Source organism: Gordonia sp. PP30 (assembly GCF_023100845.1).
Classification (GTDB): domain Bacteria; phylum Actinomycetota; class Actinomycetes; order Mycobacteriales; family Mycobacteriaceae; genus Gordonia.
Genome location: NZ_CP095864.1, coordinates 3,128,652 through 3,154,486, shown reverse-complemented (window position 1 = coordinate 3,154,486; position 25,835 = coordinate 3,128,652). Strand labels below are relative to the sequence as shown.

The following is a 25,835-nucleotide window of genomic DNA, read 5'->3' as shown; positions in this document are numbered from 1 at the left end:
TGAAATACTGGTCACAGCGGACCTCCCTTGACTCATGTCCAGCACTTTCGACAGGGACGGGTCGTCCGCTATCGGTCGGTGCCGGTCAACCGCAAACGGCTGCGGCGAGACAGGTCTCTAAGGAGTCACGCTGGACGGGCTTCTATTCAGTCATCGCCGCAGAGGGCGACCGGCACCGGCCCCGCCGGGTGGACAAGTCGAAACCCAGCCAGCCCAGCACCAAAGCCAGACGGCAAGACACGGAGTAGCCACACCCGGCCAGGCCGGTACCAGCATCCCTCAACCGACTCACTCGCCGACCACGATCTATTAGAGACACGGAAGCAGCGTTCGCGAGCGCTGCTTCCGTGCGCGCACGCTGCTACGTCCACTGCCCGGCCAGTCGGGCTCGCGGCGGATGTCGATGGATCAGCGCCTGTCGTCGCTCTGCGACTGCGGAGCGTAGAGGGCGACGACGTCGTTCGTGGTCTTGGCCGGAGCACCGGACACCGTCTTGTTGATGGTCGCCAGCTGGACCGCAGACCCGGTGCTGGTCATCCGGCCGACCGCGCCGTACTGCTCCTTGACGTCGGACGTCTGCGGCTGACCGACCGACGGGCTCGCGTTGGTCGGCGCGGCGAGGCTGTCGATCCGGAATGCGCGGGCCATCGACACCGAGATGATCCCGGCGGAGACCGCGCAGCCGGTGATACCGGGCCGGTCCGCCCACGTCCACAGTGTGCGGAGGCCGGCGGGCTCCACCTGCTGGAGGCGGTCACCCGCGGCGCCGCTGTCGGCGACGTAGAGCTTGCCGCTCTCCGGATCCGGGCAGAGCGCCACATTCGCGCCGAGCCCCGACGCCAGGATCTTCGGCCGCGGGTTGGTCAGATTCGGGTCGATGGTGAAGACCTTGCCGGCGAGCGATCCCGGATCGCCGGCCGCACCGGGGTTCCCGGCGTTGCCGGTCGCCACGCGCAGCTCGGTGGGCGACGCGAAACTGATCGACCCCATGTTGCCGGTGGCGCCCTTCGGGATGCCGGTGAGGATCGCCTTCACCGCGTTGCCGGGCGCGATCCGCACGATCCGGTTGTCCGAACCCGTGGAGATCAGCGCGTAGATCAACTGGTCCTGCTGGTAGGTGGGGGACAGCTCGAAGTCGATCAGTCCGCCGTCACCGCTGCCGTCGACCGGCACCGTCGCGATGGTGCGCTGCGGACCGTACCGCTTGGAAATGATGATCTTGCCGGTCACGCGCTCGGCGACATACGTCGACCGGCCCTCCGGATCGGCCGGGCGGACCCCGCCCGTCGTACCGAGACACGTCGCGATCACCGCCGGATTCGGGTCGACGCACGGACCGGTCGGGGCGGGGCCGGTCTCCGTCGGGTCGGGCGTCCGCGGAGTCTCCGGCGCGCCGCCGCCCCCCTCGGGGATCGAACTGAACGGGCCGGCGTTCGCGGTGTGATCCTGCTCGCTGAAGTCGGCGCAGCCGGCGAGCGTCGCCGCGGCCAGGGTGGCGGCAGCGACGAGCGCGGCGGCGCGCGCGGCGCCGGGGAACGACAGGGGCATGAGACAACAGTATGCGATCGTTACCAAATCGTCGGGTGGCGATGGCTCGACCTGCGCTCGCGCGGCCCTACAGTCGGAGGAGTGAGTAGTTCAGACGACACCCGGCCGCCGCGGAGACCGCAGCCCGATCGGGACTCCTTCTACGACAAGCACGCGCGCAGCGCGTCGCGGGTCGTCGCGGACAGCGGTGGCGAACTCCCCGAAACGATCATCATCGACGGCTCGTCCGCCGCGGAACTGCCGACCGTCGAGTTCACCTCGACGGCCGCCGACCCCGCCGACCCCGCCGGCGAAGCCGGAAAGCGCGCGAGTGCGCCCGATCACTCCGGAAGCGAGGGACCGGACGACGCTCTGCCCGCCGCCGAGAACGTTCCAGCGCCGCTCGCCGACGACGCGCCGCCGGTCACCGAGCGCGTCTCCGCGACCCGGATCGACGTCCGGTCCGCCGGCGACGCCGTCGTCACCGAGCCCTTCACCGATGCCGCGGACGGTGACGACGCCGACGCGCGGGAACGTCGTGCCCCGGCACATCTGACCGAGGACCCGCTGCCGTACATCGAGCCGACCCACACGGCGCCGCTCGTGATCCCCGACGACGAGGCCGACGTCGCCGGACCGCCCGCCGCCTACTCCGAGGTGCCCGCCGACCGGTACGACGACGACCTGGCCGTGCCGGTGACGGTGCCTGGCCGTGGAACCCTCGACCTCGGTCTGCTGATCCTGCGGGTCGTCGTCGGACTGGTGTTCTTCTTCCACGGCCTGCAGAAACTGACGACCTGGCGCGGCGGCTTCGGGGTCGACGGCTTCGCGGCCTATCTGACCAACAGCCCGCAGCCGTCGCTCGGCTTCAACTCCGACGCGGCACACACGCTCGCGCTCGTCGCCGGCCTCTCCGAGTCGATCGGCGGCGCCCTCCTGGTCCTCGGCCTGCTCACCCCGATCGCCGGATCCGCCGTGCTCGGCGTGATCATCGTGGCCATGACCTACAAGGTGACCCTCGCCGGTGGCCTCTGGTTCTTCGCCGCGCAGGGCAACGGCAACGGCATCGAATACGAACTGGTGCTGGCGGCGACGTCGATCGCGATCATCCTGTGCGGTCCCGGCACCTACTCCTTCGACCGGCGCTGGGGCTGGGCCCGCCGCCCGGCCTGGGGGTCGTTCGCGTGGCTGATCATCGCGATCGCGGCGAGCGTGGCGTTGTGGATCGTGTTCAATGGGGCCAATCCGCTCGCTCGCGCCTGACCTCGGTTTTGTGTGGGCGCAGGCGCGTCGGGCATGGTTTCTCGGCCCTTCGACCGCGTGTCGTCGCAAGCTCCGCCACGCATGCTCAGGAGGGGCCAGTCCTCGCTCCTTGATTCGAGCGAGCGCGCCAGCGCCCAGAATGGGCTGCGGAGGGCTCGAAACCATGCCCGACGCGCCTGCTCGCTCGTCGTGGGTCAGGCGTGGGCGAAGGGCACTCGTTTGGCTGGCCTGGCGAGGTGGCCGTGACTCGAGAGGGCTGTGGCGGGCCAGAACAACTCCCTCACGCCTGAGCTTTGTTTGTGGGCGCGAGTGCGAGAGGCGTTGTTCTTCGGCCCTTCGACCGCGTGTCGTCGCAAGCTCCGCCACGCATGCTCAGGAGGGGCCAGTCCTCGCTGCTTGTCTCGAGACGGCGCGCTGACCTCTAGGTAGGGCTGCGAAGGGCTCAGAACAACGCCCCTCGCACCCGCTCGCTCGTCGTGGGTCAGGCGTGGGCGAAGGGCACTCGTTTGGCTGGCCTGGGCGAGGTGGCCGTGACTCGAGTAGGGCTGCGGAGGGCTCGAAACCATGCCCGACGCGCCCGCTCGCTCGCTATCGGTCAAGCGTGCGGCGGGCTCCGAACCGCGACCGATGCGGACGTTGGGCCGGCTCGTCGGGCCTTCTGGCCGCCAGAAGGCCGAATCGGTGCTCGTGTGGAACACCGATTCGGCACTTTCGAGACCTATGCGCCGAGGCTGTTGACGCCGTGCCGGTGGAGAAGGACGCGCGCGGCTGCGGCAGGACTAGATTGGCCAGCATGCGGCGGTTCATCGTGAGCATGCTGGCGGCGGCGATACTGCTCGACGCCGTCTACTGGACGCTGTGGTTCGCCGACCGGTCGGCGATCGCGAGCCTGGACACCCAGGCCTACTACCAGTTCGAGAACGCCTTCCCGCTGGCCGACGCATGGCTGGGTCTGACCTGCGTGATGGCGCTGGTGACGCTGCTGCGCGGTAGCGAGCGGGCGCTGTTCTGGCTGATCGCCGCCGGGTCGGCGGGCGTCTACCTCGGCAGCATGGACCTGCTTTACGACCTGGAGAACGGGATCTTCACCACCGGCGGGGGCGGCGCGTTCGAGCTCGTCATCGTCATACTGACGTGGGCGTTCTCCCTGACCGTTCTGAGCTGGCCGTGGCGGCACCGCGAGGAGTTGCTGGGCAGACGGGAGACGGAGGAGTGACGATGGACATCCGACGAGGCGTGGCCGCGGGCGTTCCCTACGCGGCGATCGGGTCGGGTCCACCGGTGCTGGTCAGCGCCGGACTGTGGCCGACGACCGGCGTCGGCAGCGAGGCCATGGTCAGCGGCGCGATCGGCCCGCTGAAGACGCTCGCGGGCGAGCGCACCCTGGTCGTCGTCAACCGGCGAGGCGGCATGCCCGCGGACCTCGGAATGCGCGGGATCGCCGCCGAGTACGCGGAACTGATCCGCGAGGAGTTCGGGGGCCGGGCGGACGTGCTCGGCACCTCCACCGGCGGCAGCATCGTCCAGCAGCTGGCCGTCGACCATCCCGATGCGGTGCGGCGGCTGGTCCTGATCAGCACCGCCTGCCGGCTCGGACCGGAAACCAAGCACTACCAGGCCCAGACCGGGCGTCTCCTTCGCCGGGGCCGCACCCGCGCGGCGATGGGCGTGGCGATCATGGAGTTCATGCCGCGCGGGCTCGGACCCCTCGGCCGGGCCACCGGGTGGATCACCGCGCGCCGGCTGGTTCCCGACGACGACGCCGCGGCCGATCTGGCGACGACGCTCGAAGCCGAGGACCGGTTCGACCTGGCCCGACTCGCGCCGCCGATCTCCGTGCCGACGCTGGTCGTCGGCGGCGGGAAGGACAAGTTCTACGACCGCGCCATGTTCGAGGAGACCGCCGCACTCATCCCCGGCGCCCGCCTGCTGATCGTCGCGGGCAAGGGGCACATCGCGGTGACCAACTCGGCGGCGGCCCAGACGGCGATCGCGGACTTCCTGCGCGGCGAGTAGCGGCGCGGCGCCCGATGCGCACGGCCCCGACCCGCGGTGCGCGGATCGGGGCCGGATCACCGATTGATCAGTCGACGACGCGGACGGCGCCCTTGTCGGCGGAGCTGGCGAGCTTCGCGTAGGCGCGCAGCGCCTTCGAGACGGTGCGCTGCCGGTCCTTGGGCTGCCAGGGGTGCTCGGAGGCCTCCATCTTGGCGCGGCGGTCGGCGAGCGTCTCGTCGTCGACCAGCACCTTCAGAGTGCGACTGTGGACGTCGATCAGGATCTCGTCGCCGTCCTCCACCAGGCCGATGATGCCGCCGGCGGCCGCCTCGGGGGAGGCGTGGCCGATCACCAGGCCCGACGAACCGCCGGAGAACCGGCCGTCGGTCACCAGACCGCAGAACTTGCCCATCCCGGTACCCTTCATGAAGGCCGTCGGGTGCAGCATCTCCTGCATGCCGGGCCCGCCCGCCGGACCCTCGTAGCGGATCACCAGCACCTCGCCCTTCTGCAGTTCCTTCGAGAGGATCGCGTGCACCGCGTCCTCCTGGCTCTCGACCACGCGGGCCGGGCCCTGGAAGTGCCACAGCGATTCATCGACGCCCGCGGTCTTCAGGATCGCGCCGTCCTCGGCGAGGTTGCCGTGCAGCACGCACAGGCCGCCCTCGACGGTGTACGCGTGCTCCTTGTCGCGGATGCAGCCTCCGGCGGCGTCGGTGTCGAGCGATTCCCAGCGGTTCGACGTGGAGAACGGCTCGGTGGTGCGCACCCCGCCCGGCGCGGCGTGGAACAGCTCGAGCGCCTCGTCGGTGGCGGTGCCGCTGCGGATGTCCCAGTCGGCGAGGTAAGCGTCGAGTGACGGGGCGTGCACCGGGTGCACGTTCTTGTTCAGCAGGCCCGCGCGATTCAGCTCACCGAGGATGGCCGGGATGCCGCCCGCCCGGTGGACGTGCTCCATGTAGTAGTTCGGCGAGTTCGGGGCGACCTTCGCCAGACACGGCACCTTCCGGGAGATCGCGTCGATGGCGTGCAGGTCGAAGTCGACCTCTCCCTCCTGCGCCGCGGCCAGGATGTGCAGCACCGTGTTGGTGGAGCCGCCCATCGCGACGTCGAGCGCCATCGCGTTCTCGAAGGCCTCGCGGGTGGCGACGCTGCGCGGCAGCACCGACTCGTCGTCGTTCTTGTAGTACCGGGTGGCCAGGTCGACGATCAGCTTGCCGGCCCGGCTGAACAGGTCGCGCCGTGCGGTCTGGGTGGCCAGCGTCGACCCGTTGCCGGGCAGCGAGAGGCCGAGCGCCTCGGTGAGGCAGTTCATCGAGTTGGCGGTGAACATGCCCGAGCACGACCCGCAGGTCGGGCATGCCGAGCGTTCGACCTCGAGGAGCTCGGCGTCGTTCACGTTGCTGTCGGCGGAGGCCGAGATCGCGTCGATCAGGTCGGTGCCGGGGCGCACGACACCGTTGATCACGACCGAGGTACCGGCCTCCATCGGGCCGCCGGAGACGAACACGGTCGGGATGTTCAGCCGCATGGCGGCGTTGAGCATGCCGGGGGTGATCTTGTCGCAGTTCGAGATGCAGACCAGGGCGTCGGCGGTATGCGCGTTCACCATGTACTCGACCGAATCGGCGATGATCTCCCGGCTCGGCAGCGAGTACAGCATGCCGCCGTGACCCATCGCGATGCCGTCGTCGACGGCGATGGTGTGGAACTCCTTGGCCACGCCGCCCGCGGCCACGATGGCCTCGGCGACGATCTCGCCGACGTTCTTCAGGTGCACGTGACCCGGCACGAACTGGGTATACGAGTTGGCGATCGCGACGATCGGCTTGCCGAAATCGTCGTCGGTCATTCCGGTGGCGCGCCACAGGGCGCGGGCGCCGGCGGCCTCCCGGCCGACGGTGGTGGTGCGGGACCGCAAGGCTGGCATTGGTGTCCTCAGAGGTTCGGTGGTGAGGTCTCCGGTCGGGCTGGACCGAGAAATCCGGTACCGGTCCAGTTTACGCGCCCACCGCGATGATGATTTCGCGTCCCGGCTGGGTGGTGCTCAGAAGGGAGACACAGGTCCGGGCTCTACGGGCCGGGCAAGGATTTCGATGACGTCGTGGCCGTGGCGCGCGACAGTGGGATCCAGCGCGCGCCACGCTATGTGGCGGCTGTCGGAGAGCGCGCCGGCGAGCGCCGCGATCCGTCGGCCGTCGCTGCCGCGCATGCGTGACCGCTCTCGACGAGGGTTTCGTATCGCCGCGGCGAGGATCGCTGCGTCGGTCAGATGGCGGTCACCGTCGCGATGATCGGCGATATACGCGGCCCCTTTGAGGACGAGTGCCGCGAGCGAGTCCGGGACGCTGATCGTCTGGGCTCTCCCGTCGACGTGCACGACGCAATTCACCGTGCGGCGCAGAGCCGCGGTGCCTCCGGGTACGGCGAATACCGGGAATCCGCGGACCGGTGGCGGCAGCACCCGTGGAGCGGCATGGTCGGCGACCATCACGTCGATCTGGTCACGGGCTCCGGTCGACGGGTCGACGCGCGCGAACCGATGAACCGAGTCTCCGAGCGAGGGAGGCTGGAGGGCGAAACCGATGGACTCGACCGCGAAGCGAGTGCGGCTGAACGTCGTCGCCCCCGTCTCGATGTGCAGCAGCATGTCGACGTCGTTGGTCGGTCTGATCAACGGCAGACCGGCATGCGCGGCATGGACCTGCACCATCAGCCCGCCGATCATCGTCCAGTCGGTGTGGGGAGAGACCGACAGCACTTCGGACACGAGCCGCCATGTCTGATCCCAACCGCCGGCCGGGGTGGGGACCGTCCAGGTCTCGCGATCAGCGGTCATCGCCGGTCTCGAAATCGGCCAGTAGTCGTGCCAGCCAGCCGAGTCCGGAACGACGCACCCGGGGATCGAGGCTTTCCGCGAGATCGACCGCGATCGCGGCATCGCGGAGTCGGCCATCGGCGAACGGCTCGCCGAAGACGACGGCCCGGAGGGTGACGGCACCCGACTCGTCTGGAATGAGGCCGAATTCGGCGACATAGCGGGGCAGGCGGTCCGCGGTCAGATAGCCGTCGACCGTTCCGTCGGAGACGGCCGACAGGCCGAGACGGTACAGCCGATCGGCGTCGACGGACGTTCCGGTCGGTACGACGGCCGCACGCAGGTCGTCGGCGATCTCACCGACGGCGCGGAAGCGATGCGCCCGTGCTCGGTCGGCGACCAATCGCACGACATCGTCGGCCGAGGACTTGCGCAGGACGGTGCGGACCCGGGAGCGACGGTCCGCCGCCAGCCACGGTGCACGTCCACCGGACAGCAGGTCGAGCGCCCCCCATGCGGCGGGCGCGGTGAAGACCCGGCCGTGAGCACGAGGTGTCTGGGCGAATCGCTGCACCGCCACCGCGTCGAGGAGCAGATTGCGGCCGACCCTGTGAACGGGACCGAGCCGGTCGGCGTGCGCGAGTTGCGCGACACGCCGCCGCCCGACGCCGAGTGCCTCGGCGGCCTCATCAAGGGTCATCCGGGTCATGCTTCATATCTTCTCTTATTGGAACATATGAAGCAATATCACCTGGTGAAGTGTCGCTGTTGTCCCGGTCTCGCCTCGAGCTGGCATAGGTGAGGCACTCGATCACAGCCGCGGTGGTCGCGGTCGACGCGGCTGTGAATCGGCGTCACGCGGCGCGGTCAGATGCCCAGCACGGCCTTGGCGATCATGAAGTAGATGATCAGGCCGGTGGCGTCGCAGAAGGTGGAGATGAACGGGGTGGAGAAGACGGCCGGGTCGACGCGGATGGTCTTCGCGACCAGCGGCATCAGGCCGCCGACGGTGGCGGCCATGGTGCACACCGACACGATGGTCAGGCCGATCACGGCGCCGATCTCGAACTCGTAGGCCAGCCAGGCGACGCCGAAGCCCACGACACCCAGCGCGGCGCCCATCGTCAGACCGACCCGGATCTCCTTGCCGGCCACCCGGAACGCATCCCGCGGGGCCACCTCGCCGACGGCCAGCGCGCGGGTCACCGTGGTCGCGGCCTGCGATCCGGTGTTGCCGCCGATCCCGGTGAGCAGCGGGATGAACAGGGCCAGGGCCACCTTCTGCTCCAGTGTGCCCTCGAAGATCTCCAGCACGTTGACGGTCAGGATCGCCGAGACGGCCAGCACGAACAGCCACACCACTCGCGAGCGGGTGATCGCGAAGATCGACGCGTACAGGTACGACTCGCGCAGCGGTTCGCGTGCACCGGCGCGTGCCTCGTCGACGTCGCGGGCGGAGTCGACGATCTCGATCGCGTCGTCGAGGGTGAGGATGCCGACCAGCCGCTTCTCGGCGTCGACGACCGGCATGGCGGAGATCCCGCGGTCCACGCAGCGCTCGGCGGTGGGCTCGGCCTCGTCGTCGGCGTGCGCGTAGATCGGCGGCTTCGCGATCGGCCCGACGGGCGCGCCGGGGTCGGCGAGCAGCAGGTCGCGCAGGCTCACGACACCCAGCAGCCGCCGGGACCGGTCGACGACGGGCACGATGTAGATCGACTGCACCTCGTGGCCGCGCGCCCGGACCCGGTCGAGCACGGTCGCGGCGGTGTCGTCGGCGAACGCGTGGATGAACTCCGGGCTCATCCGGCGGCCGACGCTGCCGCGCGGGAAGCCGAGGACCACCGCGGTCAGTTCACGCTCCTCGGGGGAGAGGCCGCGGATCAGCTGCTTGGCGACCGACGCCGGCAGCTCGTCGAGGAGCGCGGCGCGGTCCTCGGGTTCGAGGATGTCGAAGGCCGCGGCCACCTCGGTCGTCCCGAGCTCGTGGATCAGCACGGCCTGGGTGTCGGCGTCGAGGTCGTCGAACACGGCGAGGGCCTGCTCCTTCGCCAGCAGCCGGAAGCCGATGGAGCGGCGGCGTGGGGCGAGTTGTTCGAGGAGCGCCGCGGCCTCCTGCGGGGCCAGCGGGAGAAGGATCGACGACGCGGCGGTGAGATCGCGTTCCCGGAGGGCGTCGTCGAGCGAGCGGAGCGTCGTGGCGGCGGACATGCCGTCGATTGTCGCGTACGCCGGTGGAAGGAACCGTGGCCGCGGGGTGAACGTCCCGGGGCCGACCGGTTACGCGGCGACGGCCAAGACTCCGATGTAGGCGATCACGCAGAGAAGCCACAGCAGGGGAGCGAGCAGAATCAGCGCGCCCGCGACGATCGCGAACCCCGAGAGCGGTGTGGTGGCGCGGTGGCGACGGCGACCGGCCCGATCGGGCCCCGAGTCCCTGGATGCCGAGGAACAGGCCCGGGATCACCAGCAGGACCAAGGTGCCGCCGAGCGCGCCGAGCAAGGTCGACGCGATCCCGGTGGTCGTGACCACCGCCGCCGCGACGGACCAGGGATTCAGCGGGGCGGTCCCCGGCGACTCGGCATCACCCGGAGCGCCCGGCGCGGGCGGCGCCGGGTGGGGAGCGGCGGTCATCGCTGCGGGGTCAGTCCTGCGCGGCGAGCCGGGCCTCGCGCTCGGCGGCGAACGGATCGGGAAGCGCACCGCCGGAGATCTTCGACAGGACCGGGAGATCGTCGAAGGTGACGGCGGGCAGTCGTACAGCGGAGCCGTCCGGCCGGACAGCGCGGGCCGCGCCCCACTTGGGGAAACGCAGGCCGTCGATCTCCGACCATTCCAGGCGGCTCGTGCCGACGGTGTGCACCGCGGTCAGGCCGTCGCGATCGGCCACGGTCTTGATCCGGTGGATCCACCAGATCTGCAGCACCGGCAGCGCCAGCATCCAGCCGAAGCCGGCGACCGACACGCCCATCATCATGATGGCGAGCAGAATGGTCACCAGGATCGTCAGGTACGCGAGCCGGGAGATCGCGAAGGTCGCGGTGTCGGCGGCCGTCGTGGCACGGGCGGAAGCGGGATCAGGCACGACTCCATTGTGTCACTTGACGAAGTTCCCCCGTCGTCCCGCTCGCCCGGCGACGGCCTCCCTCTCCCCGGTGACGACCTCCCGCCGTGTCCCTCGCCGGGGATTTGACGCGGCGCGGACCGCTGCCTTACCTTGTGACCGTGATGAATACGAACCTTCTCGTAGTAATCGGTCGGCGCGTCTACGCCTGATCGGTCACTTCGCAGACCTTTCGAACTTCATCGACGCGCCCCTCGCACAGCCTGTAGCTGTCGGGGGTTTTTTCTTGTCAGGACCAAGAGGATGAGGACTCCAGCAGTGAGCACTCCAACAGCCCGCGGGTCGGCGCGGCCGCAGTCGCCGTCGACCGAATCCCTGCGCTCCGGCCGCACCGTGGCCCCCGAGCGCGTGACCGGCGCCCAGTCCGTCGTTCGGACTCTCGAAGAGCTCGGTGTCGACACCGTGTTCGGCATTCCCGGCGGTGCTGTACTCCCCGTCTACGACCCGCTCCTCGACTCGCAGAAGGTGCGCCACGTCCTCGTCCGCCACGAGCAGGGCGCCGGACACGCCGCGACCGGCTACGCGCAGGTCGCCGGTCGGGCCGGCGTCATGATGGCCACCTCCGGCCCGGGCGCCACCAATCTGGTGACCCCGCTGGCCGACGCCCAGATGGACTCGGTCCCGGTGGTCGCCATCACCGGTCAGGTCGGCCGCGCGCTGATCGGCACCGACGCCTTCCAGGAGGCCGACATCTCCGGCATCACGATGCCGATCACCAAGCACAACTTCCTGGTGAGCGTCGCCGCGGACATCCCGCGCGTCATCGCCGAGGCCTTCTACATCGCGGAGAGCGGCCGCCCCGGCGCCGTCCTCGTCGACATCCCGAAGGACATCCTGCAGGCCCAGACCACCTTCTCCTGGCCGCCGCAGATCGACCTGCCCGGCTACCGTCCGGTCACCAAGCCGCACGGCAAGCAGGTCCGCGAGGCCGCGCGCCTGATCTCCCAGGCCCGCCAGCCGGTCCTGTACGTCGGCGGCGGCGTGATCAAGGCCGACGCCGCGCCGGAACTGCTCGAACTCGCCGAGCTGACCGGGATCCCGGTGGTCACCACGCTGATGGCGCGCGGTGCCTTCCCGGACAGCCACGACCTGCACATGGGCATGCCCGGCATGCACGGCAGCGTCGGCGCCGTCGCCGCCCTGCAGCGCAGCGACCTGCTGATCACGCTCGGTGCCCGGTTCGACGACCGCGTCACCGGCCGCCTCGACTCGTTCGCGCCGGACGCCAAGGTGATCCACGCCGACATCGACCCCGCCGAGATCGGCAAGAACCGGCCGGTCGACGTCCCGATCGTCGGCGACGTCCGCAACGTCATCGTCGACCTCATCGAGGAGCTGCGGAACGACGGCGCGGCCGGCGGCACCCGTGCCGACCTCACCGCCTGGTGGACGTACCTGGACGACATCCGCAAGACCTACCCGCTCAGCTACGACGGCCAGTCCGACGGCTCCATGTCGCCGGAGTTCGTCATCGAGCAGCTCGGCAAGGCCGCCGGCCCGGACGCGGTGTACGTCGCCGGCGTCGGTCAGCACCAGATGTGGGCCGCGCAGTTCGTCAAGTACGAGAAGCCGCGCACCTGGCTCAACTCCGGGGGACTGGGCACCATGGGCTACTCCGTCCCCGCCGCGATGGGGGCCAAGGCCGCCGCGCCGGAGAAGGAGGTGTGGGCCATCGACGGTGACGGCTGTTTCCAGATGACCAATCAGGAGCTGGCCACCTGCGCGATCGAGGGCATCCCGATCAAGGTCGCGCTGATCAACAACGGCAACCTCGGCATGGTCCGCCAGTGGCAGACCCTGTTCTACGACGAGCGCTACTCCAACACCGATCTGGCGACGCACTCCCGGATGATCCCGGACTTCGTCAAGCTCGGCGAGGCCCTCGGCTGCGTCGCGATGCGCGTCGACCGCGAGGAGGACGTCGCCGAGGCGATCGCCAAGGCGCGCGAGATCAACGACCGCCCCGTCCTGATCGACTTCATCGTCGGCAAGGACGCCCAGGTGTGGCCGATGGTCGCCGCCGGCTGCGGCAACGACGAGATCATGGCGGCCCGGGACATCCGGCCGCTGTTCGACGAGGACGAGTCGGCCGGGGACACCCCGGCGGACATCCACGACACCATCGCCCGTCCGCGCGACGAGGCATCCGAAGGGAGCGACTCGTAATGAGCACCCATACGCTGAGCGTCCTGGTCGAGGACCGGCCGGGCGTGCTGGCCCGGGTGGCGAGCCTGTTCTCGCGCCGCGGCTTCAACATCACCTCGCTCGCGGTCGGCCCGACCGAGATCAAGGGCATGTCGCGCATGACGATCATGGTCTCGGTCGACGACTTCCCGCTCGAACAGGTCACCAAGCAGCTCAACAAGCTGGTGAACGTCATCAAGATCGTCGAACAGGACCCGGACTTCTCGGTCTCCCGCGAACTCCTCCTGGTCAAGGTGCGGTCGGACGCGACCAACCGCGCGGAGATCCTCGACGTGGTGACACTGTTCCGCGCGAAGGTGATCGACGTGGCGCCGGAGTCGGTGACCGTGGAGGCCACCGGCACCTCCGACAAGCTCGAAGCGCTGCTGCGCATGCTCGACCCGTACGGCATCCGGGAGATCGCCCAGTCGGGCGGCGTCACCCTCGGACGGGGACCCAAGAGCATGTCCGTCAACCGCTGAGTCCAGAATCAATAGCAAGCACACATCAACGCTCCCCCGTGCGGTGGAGCACATCCGAAGGGAATTCACTGTGGCAGTGGAGAAGTTCTACGACGACGACGCCGACCTGTCGATCATCCAGGGCAAGAAGGTCGCCGTGATCGGTTACGGCAGCCAGGGCCACGCGCACTCGCTGTCGCTGCGCGACTCGGGCGTCGACGTCGCGATCGGCCTGCGCGAGGGCTCGCCGTCGCGCGCCAAGGCCGAGGAGCAGGGTCTCAAGGTCATGACCGCGGCCAAGGCCGCCGAGTGGGCCGACGTCATCATGCTGCTGGCCCCGGACACCAGCCAGGCCAAGATCTTCACCGAGGACATCGAGCCCAACCTGAACGACGGCGACGCGCTGTTCTTCGGGCACGGCCTGAACATCCACTTCGGTCTGATCAAGCCGCCGGCCAACGTGACCGTCGCGATGGTCGCGCCGAAGGGCCCGGGTCACCTGGTCCGCCGTCAGTTCGTCGACGGCAAGGGTGTCCCGGCGCTGATCGCCGTGCACCAGGACCCGACCGGTGAGGGCCAGGCGCTCGCGCTCAGCTACGCCAAGGGCATCGGCGGCACCCGCGCCGGCGTCCTGAAGACCGACTTCAAGGAAGAGACCGAGACCGACCTGTTCGGTGAGCAGGCCGTGCTCTGCGGTGGTACCGAAGAGCTGGTCAAGACCGGTTTCGAGGTGCTGGTCGAGGCCGGCTACGAGCCGGAGATGGCCTACTTCGAGTGCCTGCACGAGCTGAAGCTGATCGTCGACCTCATGTACGAGGGCGGCATCGCCCGGATGAACTACTCGGTGTCCGACACCGCCGAGTTCGGCGGCTACCTGTCGGGCCCGCGCGTGATCGACGCCGGCACCAAGGAGCGCATGAAGGAGATCCTGGCCGAGATCCAGGACGGCACCTTCGTCAAGCACCTGGTCGCCAACGTCGAGGGCGGTAACAAGGAGCTCGAGGCGCTGCGCAAGCAGAACGCCGAGCACCCGATCGAGGTCACCGGCAAGCAGCTGCGCGACCTGATGAGCTGGGTCGATCGCCCGATCACCGAGACCGCCTGATCATCTGCTGATCGAGCGGCACCCGCCGATCGAGCGGCACCCGCTGATCGAGCGGCACCCCCGCTGATCGAGCGGAGTCGAGATCCCCCGGCCCCCGCGTCCACGACATGTGGACCCGGGGGCCGTTCGCATCAGCGCTCGATCACCTCGAGGCCGGGGATCGCGGCGGCCCGCCCGCTGAGCCCGGCCCGGCCCGCCCGTTGAGCCCGGCCCGCCCGTTGAGCCCGGCCCGCCCGTTGAGCCCGGCGAGGCGCCAGCCGAGCCGGTGTCGAAACGCCGCTTTCGAGTCGGGAGGTGACACCCGTAGCTCGAAGCAGGTCGGGGAGCTGATGACGAGATCATCAAAGCCGGTCAACTCGGGCAGTGGCCGAGCCGCCGCTGTAGTCACGATGTTGGTGTCGAACAGGCCGATCACCCGGGAGCCCACGGATCTCGCGAGGTGGACTCTGCGCGCGCCGTGTCTACCTCGGAGACCCAGGAGTCATCGCTGAGCGGGGCGTCCGCGTACACGGCCTTGGCCTGCTCGGCGGTGACTCGTGCCCGTGGCTCGCCGATAGGGACGAGTTTGCCGACTATTCGCCGATTTCGCGTGATGAGCACTTCCTCGCCATGCTCGACGGCGTCGAAAGCGGCGGTCGGATGCTGGCGCAGCTGCGCGACACTGATCCGGATCGTCATAGAAGTACCTCACGAATCAAGGATGTAGATATTCTAGCTCTTCGTCACAGGGTGGTCGGCAACGGTGTCTGATGCCGGTGGGAGCCCAGGCATGTGACAACGACCGTTACCATGGCAGTCCGGCCTCCGTGATCTGCGGCGGCACATCCGAGTCAAGGAGTTTCCAGTGGGCGAAGTCAGCCATTCCGCCGTCGTCAAGGCGCCGCGCGAGACCGTGTTCGCGTACGTGAACGACTACCAGAATGTGCCCGACTACTTCTTCGGCATCAGCAAGTTCCGGCCGGTCACCGACCAGACCGAAGGACTCGGCGCGGTCTTCGACACCGCGATCAAGATCGGTCCGAAGGAGCTGAAGTCGCGAACCAAGTGCACCGAGTGGGTGGAGAACGAGCTGATCAGCCTCGAGTCGGTCTCCGGACTCAGCTCGGCGACCCGGTGGAGCTTCAGCGACGGCGACGAGGAGGGGACCACCAAGCTCGACGTGGTGTTCCGGTACTCGCTGCCCGGCGGCCTGGCGGGCAAGATCCTCAGCCCGCTGATGGGACCGTTCGCCGACCAGGCGGTGAAGCACACCGAGAAGGTGGTGCGCGAGAAGACCGAGGGCTGATCCCCGAGTCAAAAGTCTCGACGGCCCCGCCGCCTCCGCGGCGGTCGTCCACACCCCGGGCCTCGGGCCCGTCACCTGCATGATTCGCCGTATCCCGGTGCCGACGCCGCGCACCGGGGTACGGCGAACGTCGTCTCCGGGGCATCGGCGCTCGGCGGCGGTGCGGGGAGATTCCGCAAAGGTCTTGTGACAGTGCAATGGCATTGTTAGATTGGGCATGCGCTCGAAGAAAGAGCCAGTTCACAACATATGCAATGTCACATGACAGACATCAAGCCCCGCCGAATTTCAGGAGGCCACCTATGACCCAGCAGCCCTGGCGCGGAATCCACGTCGCCACCGCCCTGCCCTTCAACGACGACCTCTCGATCGACTGGGATGCCTGGGCCGACGAGGTCACCTGGCTCGCCGCGAACGGCATGGACGGCGTCACCCCCAACGGCTCGCTGGGCGAGTACCAGACCCTGACCCCGGAGGAGCGCTACAAGGTCGTCAGCATCGCCACCGAGGTGGCCCCCGAGGGCTTCCGCGTGATGGCCGGCTGCGGCGCCTACGGCGCCCTCGAGTCCGTCCGCGCCGCCGAGCAGGCCGCCGAGGCCGGCGCGCAGTCGATCATGCTGCTGCCGCCGAACACCTACCGCGCCGAGCGCGAGGCCGTCGTCGACCACTACCGTCGCGTCGCCGAGGTCGGGCTGCCGATCGTCGCCTACAACAACCCGCTCGACACCAAGATCGACATGAAGCCCGACCTGCTCGCCGAGCTGCACGGCCTCGGCTACATCAAGGGCGTCAAGGAGTTCACCGGCGACGTCCGCCGCGTCTACGAGATCAAGGAACTGGCCCCCGAGCTGGACGTCCTGATCGGCACCGACGACGTGCTCCTCGAGGTCGGCCTGGCCGGCGCGGTGGGCTGGGTCTCCGGCTACACCAACGCCTTCCCGAACGCCTGCAAGAAGCTGTACGACCTCGCCACCTCCGGGAACCCGACCGACGCCGTCGAGGCGCTCGGCCTGTACCGCGACCTGCACCCGCTGCTGCGCTGGGACTCCAAGACCGAGTTCGTCCAGGCCATCAAGCTGTCGATGGACATGGTCGGCCGCAAGGGCGGCATCTGCCGCCCGCCGCGCACCCCGCTGTCGCCGGAGATCACCGCGCAGGTCACCAAGGCGACCGAGAACGCCCTCGCGGCCGGGTACAACTGAGGCAATGGGCACCCTGGACTTCCTGAACGCCGAGCGACTCACCGAGCTCGCGTCCGAGGCCGACGCGGTCGACTTCCTCTACGACGCACTCGCGTCGGGACGCGTCGACCCCGAACTGGACGACCCCCGGTTGTTCTCGCCCGCGCCGGGTGGCGAGTTCCTGCTCATGCCGGGCCGCGACCCGGAGTACTCGGGCGTCAAGCTGCTGACCGTCGCGCCGGACAATCCGGCGCGCGGCAAGCCGAAGATCCAGGGTGTCTACGCCCTCTTCAGCAGCGACGACCTCGCTCCGCTGATCCTGCTCGACGGCCCGGAGCTCACGCTGCTCCGGACGCCCGCGGTCACCGTCCTGGCCGTCCGCGGGCTGCTGGACGCCGGCCCGGGCGAGGGCTTCGGCGAGTACGACCGGCCGCTGCGGGTGGTCGTGTACGGCACCGGACCGCAGGCGCTGCGCCACCTGCATGTGATGCGGACGGTGCTCGGCCCGATCGACGCCGCGGTGATCGGGCGTCGCCCCGACCGGGTCGACGAGCTCGTCGCGCAGGCCACCGGTGACGGCCTGCGCGTCCGCGCGGGCACGCCCGACGACGTCCGCACCGCCGAGGTGGTGCTCACCGCCACCAGTTCGACCGAGCCGGTTCTCGACGATGCCCTCGTCGGCCCCGACACGGTGATCGCGGCGATGGGCGTGCACGGCCCGGACAACGCCGAACTGCCGCCCGAGCTGGTGCTGCGCGCCGACGTCGTCGTCGAGGCACGCGGGGCCGCCATGCGCGAGTCCGGCAATCTGCTGCGGGCGCGTTCGGTCCAAGACTGGGCCGGGCAACCGCTCGCCAACCTCGCTGACCTGGTGACCGGGAACTTCCGGCGCCGCCCGGGCGCCCCCGCCGTGTTCTCCGGCGTCGGCATGTCGTGGGAAGACCTGGTCGTCGCCTCCGCGATCTATCAGCGCCATCACGCCGGCCGCGCCGGTCGCGACGTCCCGCCCGCTGATCCATCCTGATCCCCTTTCGAGTAGGAGACCCAAGCTCATGAGCACCACCTCCACGCAGATCGACGACCTGGTCGCCGCCGCCGTCGCGGCCGGGGACGAATGGGCCGGTTACGACCCGGCCGGCCGCGCCCGCGTCCTGCACGGCGTGGCGGATGCGCTCGATGCGGCCGGCGACACGCTCGTCCCGATCGCCCAGCGCGAGACCAACCTCCCCGAGGGCCGCCTGCGCGGCGAGCTCAAGCGCACCACCTTCCAGCTGCGTCTGCTGGCCGATGTCGCCGCGGCGGGGGAGCACCTCGACGTCCGCGTCGACCACGCCGACGCCGACTGGCCGATGGGGGCCCCGCGCCCGGACCTGCGCCGCACCTGCGTGCCGCTCGGACCGGTCGTGGTCTGGGGCGCGTCGAACTTCCCGTTCGCGTTCAGCGTCGCCGGCGGCGACACCGCCTCGGCCCTCGCCGCCGGCTGCCCGGTGATCTACAAGGCCCACCGCGGCCACCCGGATCTGTCCGATGCGACCGCCGCGATCGTGGTCGACGCCCTCGCCGCCGCGGGTGCGCCCGCGGGTCTGTTCAGCGTGATCCACACCCAGGACGAGGGCCGCGCCGCCCTGACCCATCCGGCCGTCAAGGCCGGCGCCTTCACCGGCGGCATCCCCGGTGGCCGCGCGCTGTTCGACCTCGCGCAGTCGCGCCCCGAGCCGATCCCGTTCTACGGCGAACTCGGCAGCGTCAACCCGGTCTTCGTCACCGCGGCCGCCGCGGCGGCGCGCGGCCAGGAGATCGTCGACGGCTTCGTCGCCTCCTTCACCATGGGCCAGGGCCAGTTCTGCACCAAGCCCGGCCTGTTCCTGGTGCCTGCCGGTTCCGGTCTGGCCGCCAAGCTCGGCGCGGCCGTTCTTCCCGAGGGGCACCGCCTGCTCAACCCGGGTATCGCCGACGGTCACCACGAGTCCCGCGAGGAACTCGCCGCCCGCGACGACGTCTCCGTGCTCGCCGGTGGCGGCGGCGAGGTCGACCCGCCTTCGGCCACCCTGCTGGCCACCGCCGCCGCCGACCTGCTCGCGCACTTCGAGGAGATCTTCGTCGAGTGCTTCGGGCCCACCGCCGTCGTCGTCGACTACGACGACGAGGCCCAGCTGCTCGACGTGGCCCGCGCGCTCGACGGTCAGCTCACCGCCACCCTCGCCGCGCAGGACGACGACGCGATCGTCGGCCCGCTCGCGAACATCCTGGCCCGCAAGGCCGGCCGCCTGCTCTGGAACCAGTGGCCCACCGGCGTCTCGGTGACCTACGCGCAGCAGCACGGCGGGCCGTACCCGGCCAGCACCGCATCGGGCACCACCTCGGTCGGCACGGCCGCCCTCACCCGCTTCGTCCGGCCGGTCGCCTGGCAGGGCTTCCCGCAGCAGTTGCTGCCCGGGGAACTGCGCGACGATCAAACCGTGCCGGCTCCGCGCCGCATCGACGGCGTGCTCCAGGCGGGTCCGGGGCAGTGAGGACGTCGCACGTCTACCACGCGGTGGACTCGCACACCGAGGGCATGCCGACCCGCGTCATCACCGGCGGGGTCGGCGTGTTCCCCGGCGCGACGATGGCCGAGCGCCGCACGTGGTTCATGGAGAACAACGACGACCTGCGCCTGCTCCTGATGCGCGAGCCGCGCGGCCACTCGGCGATGAGCGGCACCATCCTGCAGCCGCCGACCCGGCCGGACGCCGACTACGGCGTCCTCTACATCGAGGTCTCCGGACTGCTGCCGATGTGTGGTCACGGCACCATCGGCACCGCGACGGTGCTGGTGGAGACCGGGATGGTCGAGGTGACCGAGCCGGTCACCACCATCCGTCTCGACACTCCGGCCGGGCTGGTGGTGTGCGAGGTGGCGGTGACCGACGGCCGCGCCGAATCGGTGACGATCCGCAACGTGCCGTCGTTCGCGTACGGGCTCGACCGCACGGTCGACGTTCCGGGTTACGGCGAGGTCGGCTACGACATGGCCTTCGGCGGCAACTTCTACGCGATCGTCGACCTCGACTCGCTCGGCCTGCCCTTCGAGCGCGCCGCCAAGCAGCGGCTCCTCGACGCCGGTCTGGCGATCATGGACGCGATCAACGAACAGGACCGGCCGGTGCATCCGGAGCGGCCCGACATCGTCGGCTGCCACCACGTCTACCTGAAGGCACCGGGCAGCGACGCGAAGCACTCGCGGCACGCGATGGCGATCTATCCCGGCTGGTTCGACCGTTCACCCTGCGGCACCGGGACCAGCGGCCGGATGGCGCAGCTGCACGCCCGCGGCGAACTTCCGCTGCACACCGACTTCCTGAACGAGTCGTACATCGGCAGCCGGTTCACCGGTCGGCTGGTCGACACCACCACCGTCGGCGACTTCGAGGCGGTGATTCCGACCATCACCGGCCGCGCCTGGATCACCGGCACCGCGCAGTACATGCTCGACCCGACCGACCCCTTCCCGACGGGATTCGAGCTGTGAGCGCCGCCCGCGTCGCCGCCGATGTCGTGGTGATCGGGGCGGGTGCGGTCGGCGCGGCCGTCGCCTGGTACGCGACGCGTGCCGGGCTGTCGGTGACCGTCGTGGAGCGCGGGGCCATCGTCTCCGGCTCGTCGAGCGCCTGCGAGGGCAACCTGCTGGTCTCCGACAAGGAGGCCGGTCCGGAGCTCGATCTGGCGCTCTACTCGCACGACCTGTGGGCCGGTGAACTGCTGGAGTACCGGGAACTGTGGGAGTTCGACTTCAAGGGCGGTCTGGTGGTCGCGTCGACCGACGCGGGACAGGCCGGACTGGCCGAGCTGACGGTCCGGCAGCGGGCTGCCGGGGTCGTCGTCGACGACGTCCCGCTCACCGAGGTGCCGACGCTGGAACCCCATCTGACCAGGGACATCGCCGGCGCCGCCTACTACCCGCAGGACTGCCAGGTGCAGCCGGTGCTGCTGGCCGCCCACCTGCTGCGGATGGCGCGCGAGGGCGGGGCGACGGTGCTGACCGACACCCCGGTGACCGGTCTGGTCCGCTCCGGCGACGCCGCGACCGGCGTGGTCACCGGCCGCGGCACGATCGCCGCGCCGATCGTCGTGAACTGCGCAGGCGCGTGGGCCGGCGAGGTGGCGGCGCTGGCCGGCATCTCGATGCCGGTGTTCCCGCGCCGCGGGTTCGTGCTGGTCACCGAACCGCTTCCGCCCACCGTGTTCCACAAGGTGTACGCGGGCGAATACGTCGCCAGCACACAGAGCAGCGACGCCGGACTCCAGACGTCCACGGTGATCGAGAGCACGCGCGGCGGCACCGTCCTGATCGGTTCGTCGCGGGAACGCGTCGGTTTCGACCGCGCGCCGTCGCTCCCGGCGATCCGGGAGATCGCGGCCAAGGCGCTGCGCCTGTACCCGGCGCTACGCGAGGTGTCGGTGATGCGCTCGTACCTCGGCTTCCGGCCGTACTGCCTGGACCATCTGCCGGTGATCGGCGACGATCCGCGCGCGCCGGGCCTCTGGCACGCCGCCGGACACGAGGGTGCGGGCATCGGCCTGTCCGTCGGTACGGCGAAGCTGCTGGTCCAGGCGATGACCGGCGCGCCGACCGATCTCGACCTGACCCCGTTCGCCGCCGACCGGGCGACCCTGCAGGAGGTGGCACATGCCTGAGACCGCCCGTTTCACATTCGACGGCCGGCCGATCGACGCGCGTCCCGGCCAGACCGTCGGCGCGGCGCTCATCGACGCCGGTGTCCGGTCGTGGCGCAACACCCGGTTCGGCGATGCGCCCCGCGGCCTGTTCTGCGGTATCGGGGTGTGCTTCGATTGCCTGTTGACGGTCGACGGCGCGCCGAATCAGCGCGCGTGCATGGTTCCGGCGCGTGCGGGCATGACCTGCGAGAGCGGCGGTATCCGGGAGGTGGATTCGCGTGACTGAACAGCAGACGTACGACGTCGCGGTCGTCGGCGCCGGGCCCGCCGGACTGGCGGCGGCGGTCGCGGCCGCCGAGGCCGGCATGCGGGTGGCGCTGATCGATGCCGCCGCCCAGCCGGGCGGTCAGTTCTGGCGGCACCCCGATGAGAACGTTCCGGTCGCCGACGAGGGCCGTGGACAGCATCTGTGGACGCGGTTCACCGCGCTGCGCGCGCGGCTGCGCGCCCAGCACACCGACGGTCCGGGCCGCGGCCGGATCGACGAGCACTTCTCCCGGCAGGTCTGGTTCCTGGAGCCGCCGACCGCGGACCGGTCGAGGTTCGCCCTGCACCTGACCGGGTCGTTCGCCGGTGCCGGACGCGGTGAGTGCGTCGCGGCGTGCGCGGTGATCCTGTGCCCGGGCGGGTACGACCGGCAGCTGCCGGTGCCCGGCTGGGACCTGCCCGGCGTGATGGCCGCCGGCGGCGTGCAAGCGCTGCTGAAGGCCAACCGCAGCCTGGCGGGCACCCGCGCGGTGGTGGCCGGGACCGGGCCCTTCCTGCTTCCGGTGGCGGCCGGGCTCGCCCAGGCCGGCGCGGACGTGGTCGCGGTCTGCGAGGCCGCCGGGGTGGTGCGCGGCTGGTCCCGCCGGCCGCTCGACGCGGCGGCCGTGCCGAGCAAGGCCCTCGAGGGCGTCGAATACGCGTATCACCTCGCGCGTCACCGCATCCCCTACAAGACACGAACGGTGGTCACCGAGATCACCGGCGACGATCGGGTCACCGCGGCCCGCCTGGCGCGGGTGGACGCCGCCGGCCGGGTGATCCCCGGATCGGCGCGCACCGTCGAGGCCGACCTGGTCGCCTTCGGCTGGGGTTTCACCCCGTCGATGGAGCTGGTGCTCGCGGCCGGTGCGTCGACCCGGGTCGACGTCGACGGATCGCTGGTGGCCGTCGTGGATCACCGGCAGCGGACCGGCGTCGACGGCGTCTACGTGGCGGGTGAGGCCACCGGTGTCGGTGGCGCCGCCCTCGCCCTCGCCGAGGGGGAGCTGGCCGGTCTGACCGTCGCCGACGACCTCGGATTCGCCGCGCCGGATGCCCGCGCGGTGCGGCGGCTGACCCGGAAGATCGGCAACGGACGGCGCTTCGCCGCCGCCATGCACACCGCGCACCCGGTGCCCGGTCACTGGCCCGAACTGCTGCGGTCCGACACCGTCGTCTGCCGCTGCGAGGAGGTGAGCTACGGCGACCTGTGCACGGCGCACGACGACCTCGGCGCCGACGACCCGCGCCTGGCCAAGCTCGTCGCGCGGCCCGGGATGGGCTGGTGCCAGGGCCGGGTCTGCGGCTTCGCGACCGCCTGCATCACCGCCCGCGACGGTGTGCCCGGCGCGCCGGAGCTGGCGTCGGTCGCCAAGCGCACCATCGCCGCGCCGATCACGGTCGGCGAACTGGCCGGGGCGAGCGAATGAGCGGGGCGGAGGCGACGGTGAACATCACCAATCTGCGCCAGTTCGCGACGCTCAGTCTTCGCGAGCAGGTGACCCGCGCGCTGCGGGCGGCCATCGTCTCCGGTGAACTGGCCCCGGGCGAGGTCTACTCGGCCCCGGCGCTGGGGGAGCGGTTCGGCGTGTCGGCGACACCGGTCCGGGAGGCGATGCTCGATCTGGTGCGCGAGAACCTGGTCACCACCGTGCCCAACAAGGGCTATCGGGTCACCGAGGTGGGCGAGGCCGAACTCGACGACATCACCGAACTCCGGATGCTGATCGAGCCGGTGCTCACCGCGCAGGCCGCGCTCGCCATCCCGGACGAGGACTTCCCGGAGCTGCGTGCGCTGGCCGACGCGATCGTGGAGAACGCCGCGGCCGGTGACCTGGTCGCCTACACCGAGGCCGACCGCGCGTTCCACCTGCGCATCCTCGGGTACGCCGGCAATGAGCGCGCGGTCGCGGTGATCTCCGAACTGCGCGCCAACACCCGGCTGTTCGGCCTGGCGGGTCTGGCCGAATCGGGCCAGCTGACCGAGTCGGCGCGCGAGCACTACGCCATCGTCGACGCGCTGGCGGCCCACGACCCGGCGGCCGTCGAGGTGCTGCTGCGCGAGCACATCAGCCAGACCCGCGGCCGCTGGGCCACGTCGTAGGCGGCGGGCGGATTCTCGCCCGCTGACTCGGTGGGTCGCCGAGGGACCCGCCGACCGCTACCGGCGCGGTGCGGCGCTGGGGTTCACCGCGGTGCTCGCCGAGGAGCCGGTCGGCCCGCGAGCGGTCGCCGACACCGCGACGACCGTGGTGCGGTTGCCGGTCGATGTGGCGATCGGTGCGTTCACCTCGCGCGGTGGCGCCCGGTTCCTGTCCGAGCACATCACGCGGGTGCGCGGACTCAAGGCCGCGCAGCCGATCTACACACTCGTCGCCGACCTGGTGCAGCAGGAGCCGCTGGTGGTGGGGGAGGCGACGCCGGTCACCGAGGTGGCGCGGCGGATGACCGAACGGGCGCTCCCGTACGCCGCGGTGCATGCCGGGGATCGCGGATTCGGTCTGGTGACCGACGAGGCGCTGCGCCGCCGGGTCCTCGCCGAGGGCCTGTCCCGGCAGACCCCGGCCGGCGAGGTGATGGCGTTCCCCGCCGCCACGGTGCCCCGCATCATGCCCACCGGCGACGCGCTGATCGAGATGCTCGACCGCGACGTCGAATTCCTCCTGGTGAAGGGCGACGACGGCCGGCTGGTCGGCGCGGTCGGGGAGCGTGACTTCATGCTCGCGCCCACCACCGCGGGCGTCAGCATCAACGAGCAGATCCGCCAGTCCCACACCGTCGCCGACCTGATCCGCCACGCCCGGCGGGTGCCGGCGATGCTCGGCGACCTGCTCGCGCGCGGTCTGGCCGCCGATCGTGTGATCACCGTGAACTCGGCGATCGTCGACTCGATCATCCGGCGCGCCATCACCCTGGTCTTCGCCGAGCGCGACGACCTGTCCGTCGATGCGTTCACGTGGCTCTCCCTCGGCAGCAACGGCCGTCGCGAGGCGGTGATCTCGTCCGACGTCGATGCGGCGGTCACCTTCGCCGACGAGTACGAAGACGAGATCCCGAGCTACCGGGAGGCGTTCGCGGCGGTGGGTGAGGTGCTCACCGAGTGCGGGATCAGTATCGATGCCAATCGCGCGTTCCCGTCGCACAAGGGCTTCTCCCGCACGCATTCGCAGTGGCGGGCGGCGGCGCAGGGCTGGCTGGCCAACCCGCAGGCCAACCAGGGCACCATCATGGCGTGCCTGATGGTCGACGCCCGGCCCATCTTCGGCGATCCGAGCCTGCCGGAACCGGCCCGCGTGTTCAGCGACTTCAACAGTCACCCGGCGACCGTCGAACTGCTGCTGATCGATTCGCTCTCGCGCCGTGCCCGGCTGATGTCGGTGCGCGACCGGATCACCGGCCGCGGCGAGACCTTCGACATCAAGGCCCGCGGCCTGCTGCCCATCGTGAACGTCGCACGCTGGGCGGCCCTGAGCGTCGGCTCGGCCGAACTGCACACCACGAACCGGCTGCGTGTCGCCGCCGGGTCCAAGGTGCTGTCCGACCGGTCCGCCCGCCGCCTCGTCGAGGCGTTCGACGAGCTCCAGCTGCTCCGCCTCGAGCATCAGCTGCGGCAGACCGAGGAGGGCCGGACGCCGGACGACCTGATCGACCTCGATGAGCTGACCCCCATTGAGCGCAGCGTCATCGAGCAGACGGTCCGGGAGATCGCCACCGTGCAGCGGCACATGGGCCGGGTGGCGCACATGGTCTCCGGTCAGGCCCTGGCCGATCAGGGCAAGCCGGCCGGGAAGCCGCCGGTCACCTCGCCCGCGCCGGCCGCCGTCGCGGCGGCCGACAAGAAGCCGGAGAAGAAGGTGCGACTGCCCGGCGGGCTACGGCCGGGTAAACGCTGACCGGACCGTTTCCCGCACAGACCGCCGGTGGCA

At 70.5% G+C, this 25,835-nt stretch carries 23 protein-coding genes; 16 read left to right on the top strand and 7 right to left on the bottom strand.

Annotated elements, in window-relative coordinates; all coding sequences use genetic code 11:
* Positions 1 to 408: 408 nt before the first annotated feature.
* On the bottom strand, positions 409 to 1,548 hold the full coding sequence (locus tag MYK68_RS14570; protein WP_247864399.1) for a PQQ-dependent sugar dehydrogenase: 1,140 nt from the start codon (positions 1,546 to 1,548) through the stop codon (positions 409 to 411).
* Positions 1,549 to 1,629: 81 nt separating this feature from the next.
* Between MYK68_RS14570 and MYK68_RS14565 the strand changes: the two genes are divergently transcribed.
* The 3 genes from MYK68_RS14565 to MYK68_RS14555 all read left to right on the top strand — a co-directional run bounded on the left by MYK68_RS14565 (position 1,630) and on the right by MYK68_RS14555 (position 4,806).
* On the top strand, positions 1,630 to 2,790 hold the full coding sequence (locus MYK68_RS14565) for a DoxX family protein (RefSeq protein ID WP_247864398.1): 1,161 nt from the start codon (positions 1,630 to 1,632) through the stop codon (positions 2,788 to 2,790).
* A gap of 793 nt (positions 2,791 to 3,583) precedes the next feature.
* Positions 3,584 to 4,006: a DUF2516 family protein gene (locus MYK68_RS14560; RefSeq protein ID WP_247864397.1), complete on the top strand. Its 423-nt coding sequence runs from the start codon at positions 3,584 to 3,586 to the stop codon at positions 4,004 to 4,006.
* A gap of 2 nt (positions 4,007 to 4,008) precedes the next feature.
* A complete protein-coding gene (locus MYK68_RS14555; protein WP_247864396.1) occupies positions 4,009 to 4,806 on the top strand; it encodes an alpha/beta fold hydrolase in 798 nt (265 codons plus the stop codon).
* Between the two features lie 67 nt (positions 4,807 to 4,873).
* Here MYK68_RS14555 and ilvD read toward each other — a convergent pair whose 3' ends face one another.
* The 5 genes from ilvD to MYK68_RS14530 all read right to left on the bottom strand — a co-directional run bounded on the left by ilvD (position 4,874) and on the right by MYK68_RS14530 (position 10,689).
* Positions 4,874 to 6,718 (bottom strand): dihydroxy-acid dehydratase, encoded by a 1,845-nt coding sequence (gene ilvD / locus MYK68_RS14550; RefSeq protein WP_247864395.1) that lies wholly within the window; start codon positions 6,716 to 6,718, stop codon positions 4,874 to 4,876.
* A 117-nt stretch (positions 6,719 to 6,835) separates the two neighbouring features.
* Entirely contained in the window at positions 6,836 to 7,627 is a 792-nt protein-coding gene (locus MYK68_RS14545) for a hypothetical protein (protein WP_247864394.1), read from the bottom strand.
* Positions 7,617 to 8,315 (bottom strand): MerR family transcriptional regulator, encoded by a 699-nt coding sequence (locus MYK68_RS14540; protein WP_247864393.1) that lies wholly within the window; start codon positions 8,313 to 8,315, stop codon positions 7,617 to 7,619. Before MYK68_RS14540 ends, MYK68_RS14545 begins: the two co-directional genes overlap by 11 nt.
* A gap of 158 nt (positions 8,316 to 8,473) precedes the next feature.
* On the bottom strand, positions 8,474 to 9,814 hold the full coding sequence (mgtE, locus tag MYK68_RS14535) for a magnesium transporter (RefSeq protein ID WP_247864392.1): 1,341 nt from the start codon (positions 9,812 to 9,814) through the stop codon (positions 8,474 to 8,476).
* A gap of 434 nt (positions 9,815 to 10,248) precedes the next feature.
* The gene (locus MYK68_RS14530) at positions 10,249 to 10,689 is read right to left on the bottom strand and encodes a PH domain-containing protein (RefSeq protein ID WP_247864391.1); all 441 of its coding nucleotides are present in this window, start codon (positions 10,687 to 10,689) and stop codon (positions 10,249 to 10,251) included.
* Positions 10,690 to 10,986: 297 nt separating this feature from the next.
* Here MYK68_RS14530 and MYK68_RS14525 point away from each other — a divergent pair, with 297 nt between their 5' ends.
* The 3 genes from MYK68_RS14525 to ilvC all read left to right on the top strand — a co-directional run bounded on the left by MYK68_RS14525 (position 10,987) and on the right by ilvC (position 14,478).
* Entirely contained in the window at positions 10,987 to 12,894 is a 1,908-nt protein-coding gene (locus MYK68_RS14525; protein ID WP_247864390.1) for an acetolactate synthase large subunit, read from the top strand.
* Positions 12,894 to 13,394 carry an acetolactate synthase small subunit gene (ilvN, locus tag MYK68_RS14520; protein ID WP_247864389.1) on the top strand — a complete coding sequence of 167 codons (501 nt, stop codon included), beginning with the start codon at positions 12,894 to 12,896 and terminating at the stop codon, positions 13,392 to 13,394. The genes MYK68_RS14525 and ilvN overlap by 1 nt, the downstream gene beginning before the upstream one ends.
* Positions 13,395 to 13,464: 70 nt before the next feature.
* A complete protein-coding gene (gene ilvC, locus MYK68_RS14515; RefSeq protein WP_247864388.1) occupies positions 13,465 to 14,478 on the top strand; it encodes a ketol-acid reductoisomerase in 1,014 nt (337 codons plus the stop codon).
* Between the two features lie 411 nt (positions 14,479 to 14,889).
* Here the strand turns inward: ilvC and MYK68_RS14510 are convergent, their stop codons facing one another.
* Positions 14,890 to 15,156 carry a type II toxin-antitoxin system Phd/YefM family antitoxin gene (locus MYK68_RS14510; protein ID WP_247864387.1) on the bottom strand — a complete coding sequence of 89 codons (267 nt, stop codon included), beginning with the start codon at positions 15,154 to 15,156 and terminating at the stop codon, positions 14,890 to 14,892.
* 166 nt (positions 15,157 to 15,322) lie between these two features.
* Here MYK68_RS14510 and MYK68_RS14505 point away from each other — a divergent pair, with 166 nt between their 5' ends.
* From MYK68_RS14505 to MYK68_RS14460, 10 genes are all read left to right on the top strand, one after another.
* On the top strand, positions 15,323 to 15,763 hold the full coding sequence (locus MYK68_RS14505) for an SRPBCC family protein (protein WP_247864386.1): 441 nt from the start codon (positions 15,323 to 15,325) through the stop codon (positions 15,761 to 15,763).
* A 302-nt stretch (positions 15,764 to 16,065) separates the two neighbouring features.
* The gene (locus MYK68_RS14500) at positions 16,066 to 16,965 is read left to right on the top strand and encodes a dihydrodipicolinate synthase family protein (protein WP_247864385.1); all 900 of its coding nucleotides are present in this window, start codon (positions 16,066 to 16,068) and stop codon (positions 16,963 to 16,965) included.
* A gap of 4 nt (positions 16,966 to 16,969) precedes the next feature.
* Entirely contained in the window at positions 16,970 to 17,968 is a 999-nt protein-coding gene (locus tag MYK68_RS14495; RefSeq protein ID WP_247864384.1) for an ornithine cyclodeaminase family protein, read from the top strand.
* Between the two features lie 28 nt (positions 17,969 to 17,996).
* Positions 17,997 to 19,457 (top strand): aldehyde dehydrogenase (NADP(+)), encoded by a 1,461-nt coding sequence (locus MYK68_RS14490; protein ID WP_247864383.1) that lies wholly within the window; start codon positions 17,997 to 17,999, stop codon positions 19,455 to 19,457.
* Positions 19,454 to 20,455 carry a proline racemase family protein gene (locus tag MYK68_RS14485; RefSeq protein ID WP_247864382.1) on the top strand — a complete coding sequence of 334 codons (1,002 nt, stop codon included), beginning with the start codon at positions 19,454 to 19,456 and terminating at the stop codon, positions 20,453 to 20,455. The genes MYK68_RS14490 and MYK68_RS14485 overlap by 4 nt, the downstream gene beginning before the upstream one ends.
* A complete protein-coding gene (locus MYK68_RS14480; RefSeq protein WP_247864381.1) occupies positions 20,452 to 21,621 on the top strand; it encodes an NAD(P)/FAD-dependent oxidoreductase in 1,170 nt (389 codons plus the stop codon). The genes MYK68_RS14485 and MYK68_RS14480 overlap by 4 nt, the downstream gene beginning before the upstream one ends.
* Complete coding sequence (locus tag MYK68_RS14475; protein WP_247864380.1) at positions 21,614 to 21,889, top strand: (2Fe-2S)-binding protein; 276 nt, start codon at positions 21,614 to 21,616, stop codon at positions 21,887 to 21,889. The genes MYK68_RS14480 and MYK68_RS14475 overlap by 8 nt, the downstream gene beginning before the upstream one ends.
* Positions 21,882 to 23,339: an FAD-dependent oxidoreductase gene (locus MYK68_RS14470; protein WP_247864379.1), complete on the top strand. Its 1,458-nt coding sequence runs from the start codon at positions 21,882 to 21,884 to the stop codon at positions 23,337 to 23,339. Before MYK68_RS14475 ends, MYK68_RS14470 begins: the two co-directional genes overlap by 8 nt.
* The gene (locus MYK68_RS14465) at positions 23,336 to 24,013 is read left to right on the top strand and encodes a GntR family transcriptional regulator (RefSeq protein ID WP_247864378.1); all 678 of its coding nucleotides are present in this window, start codon (positions 23,336 to 23,338) and stop codon (positions 24,011 to 24,013) included. Before MYK68_RS14470 ends, MYK68_RS14465 begins: the two co-directional genes overlap by 4 nt.
* Positions 24,014 to 24,104: 91 nt before the next feature.
* Entirely contained in the window at positions 24,105 to 25,802 is a 1,698-nt protein-coding gene (locus tag MYK68_RS14460) for a putative nucleotidyltransferase substrate binding domain-containing protein (RefSeq protein ID WP_247864377.1), read from the top strand.
* Positions 25,803 to 25,835: the final 33 nt, after the last annotated feature.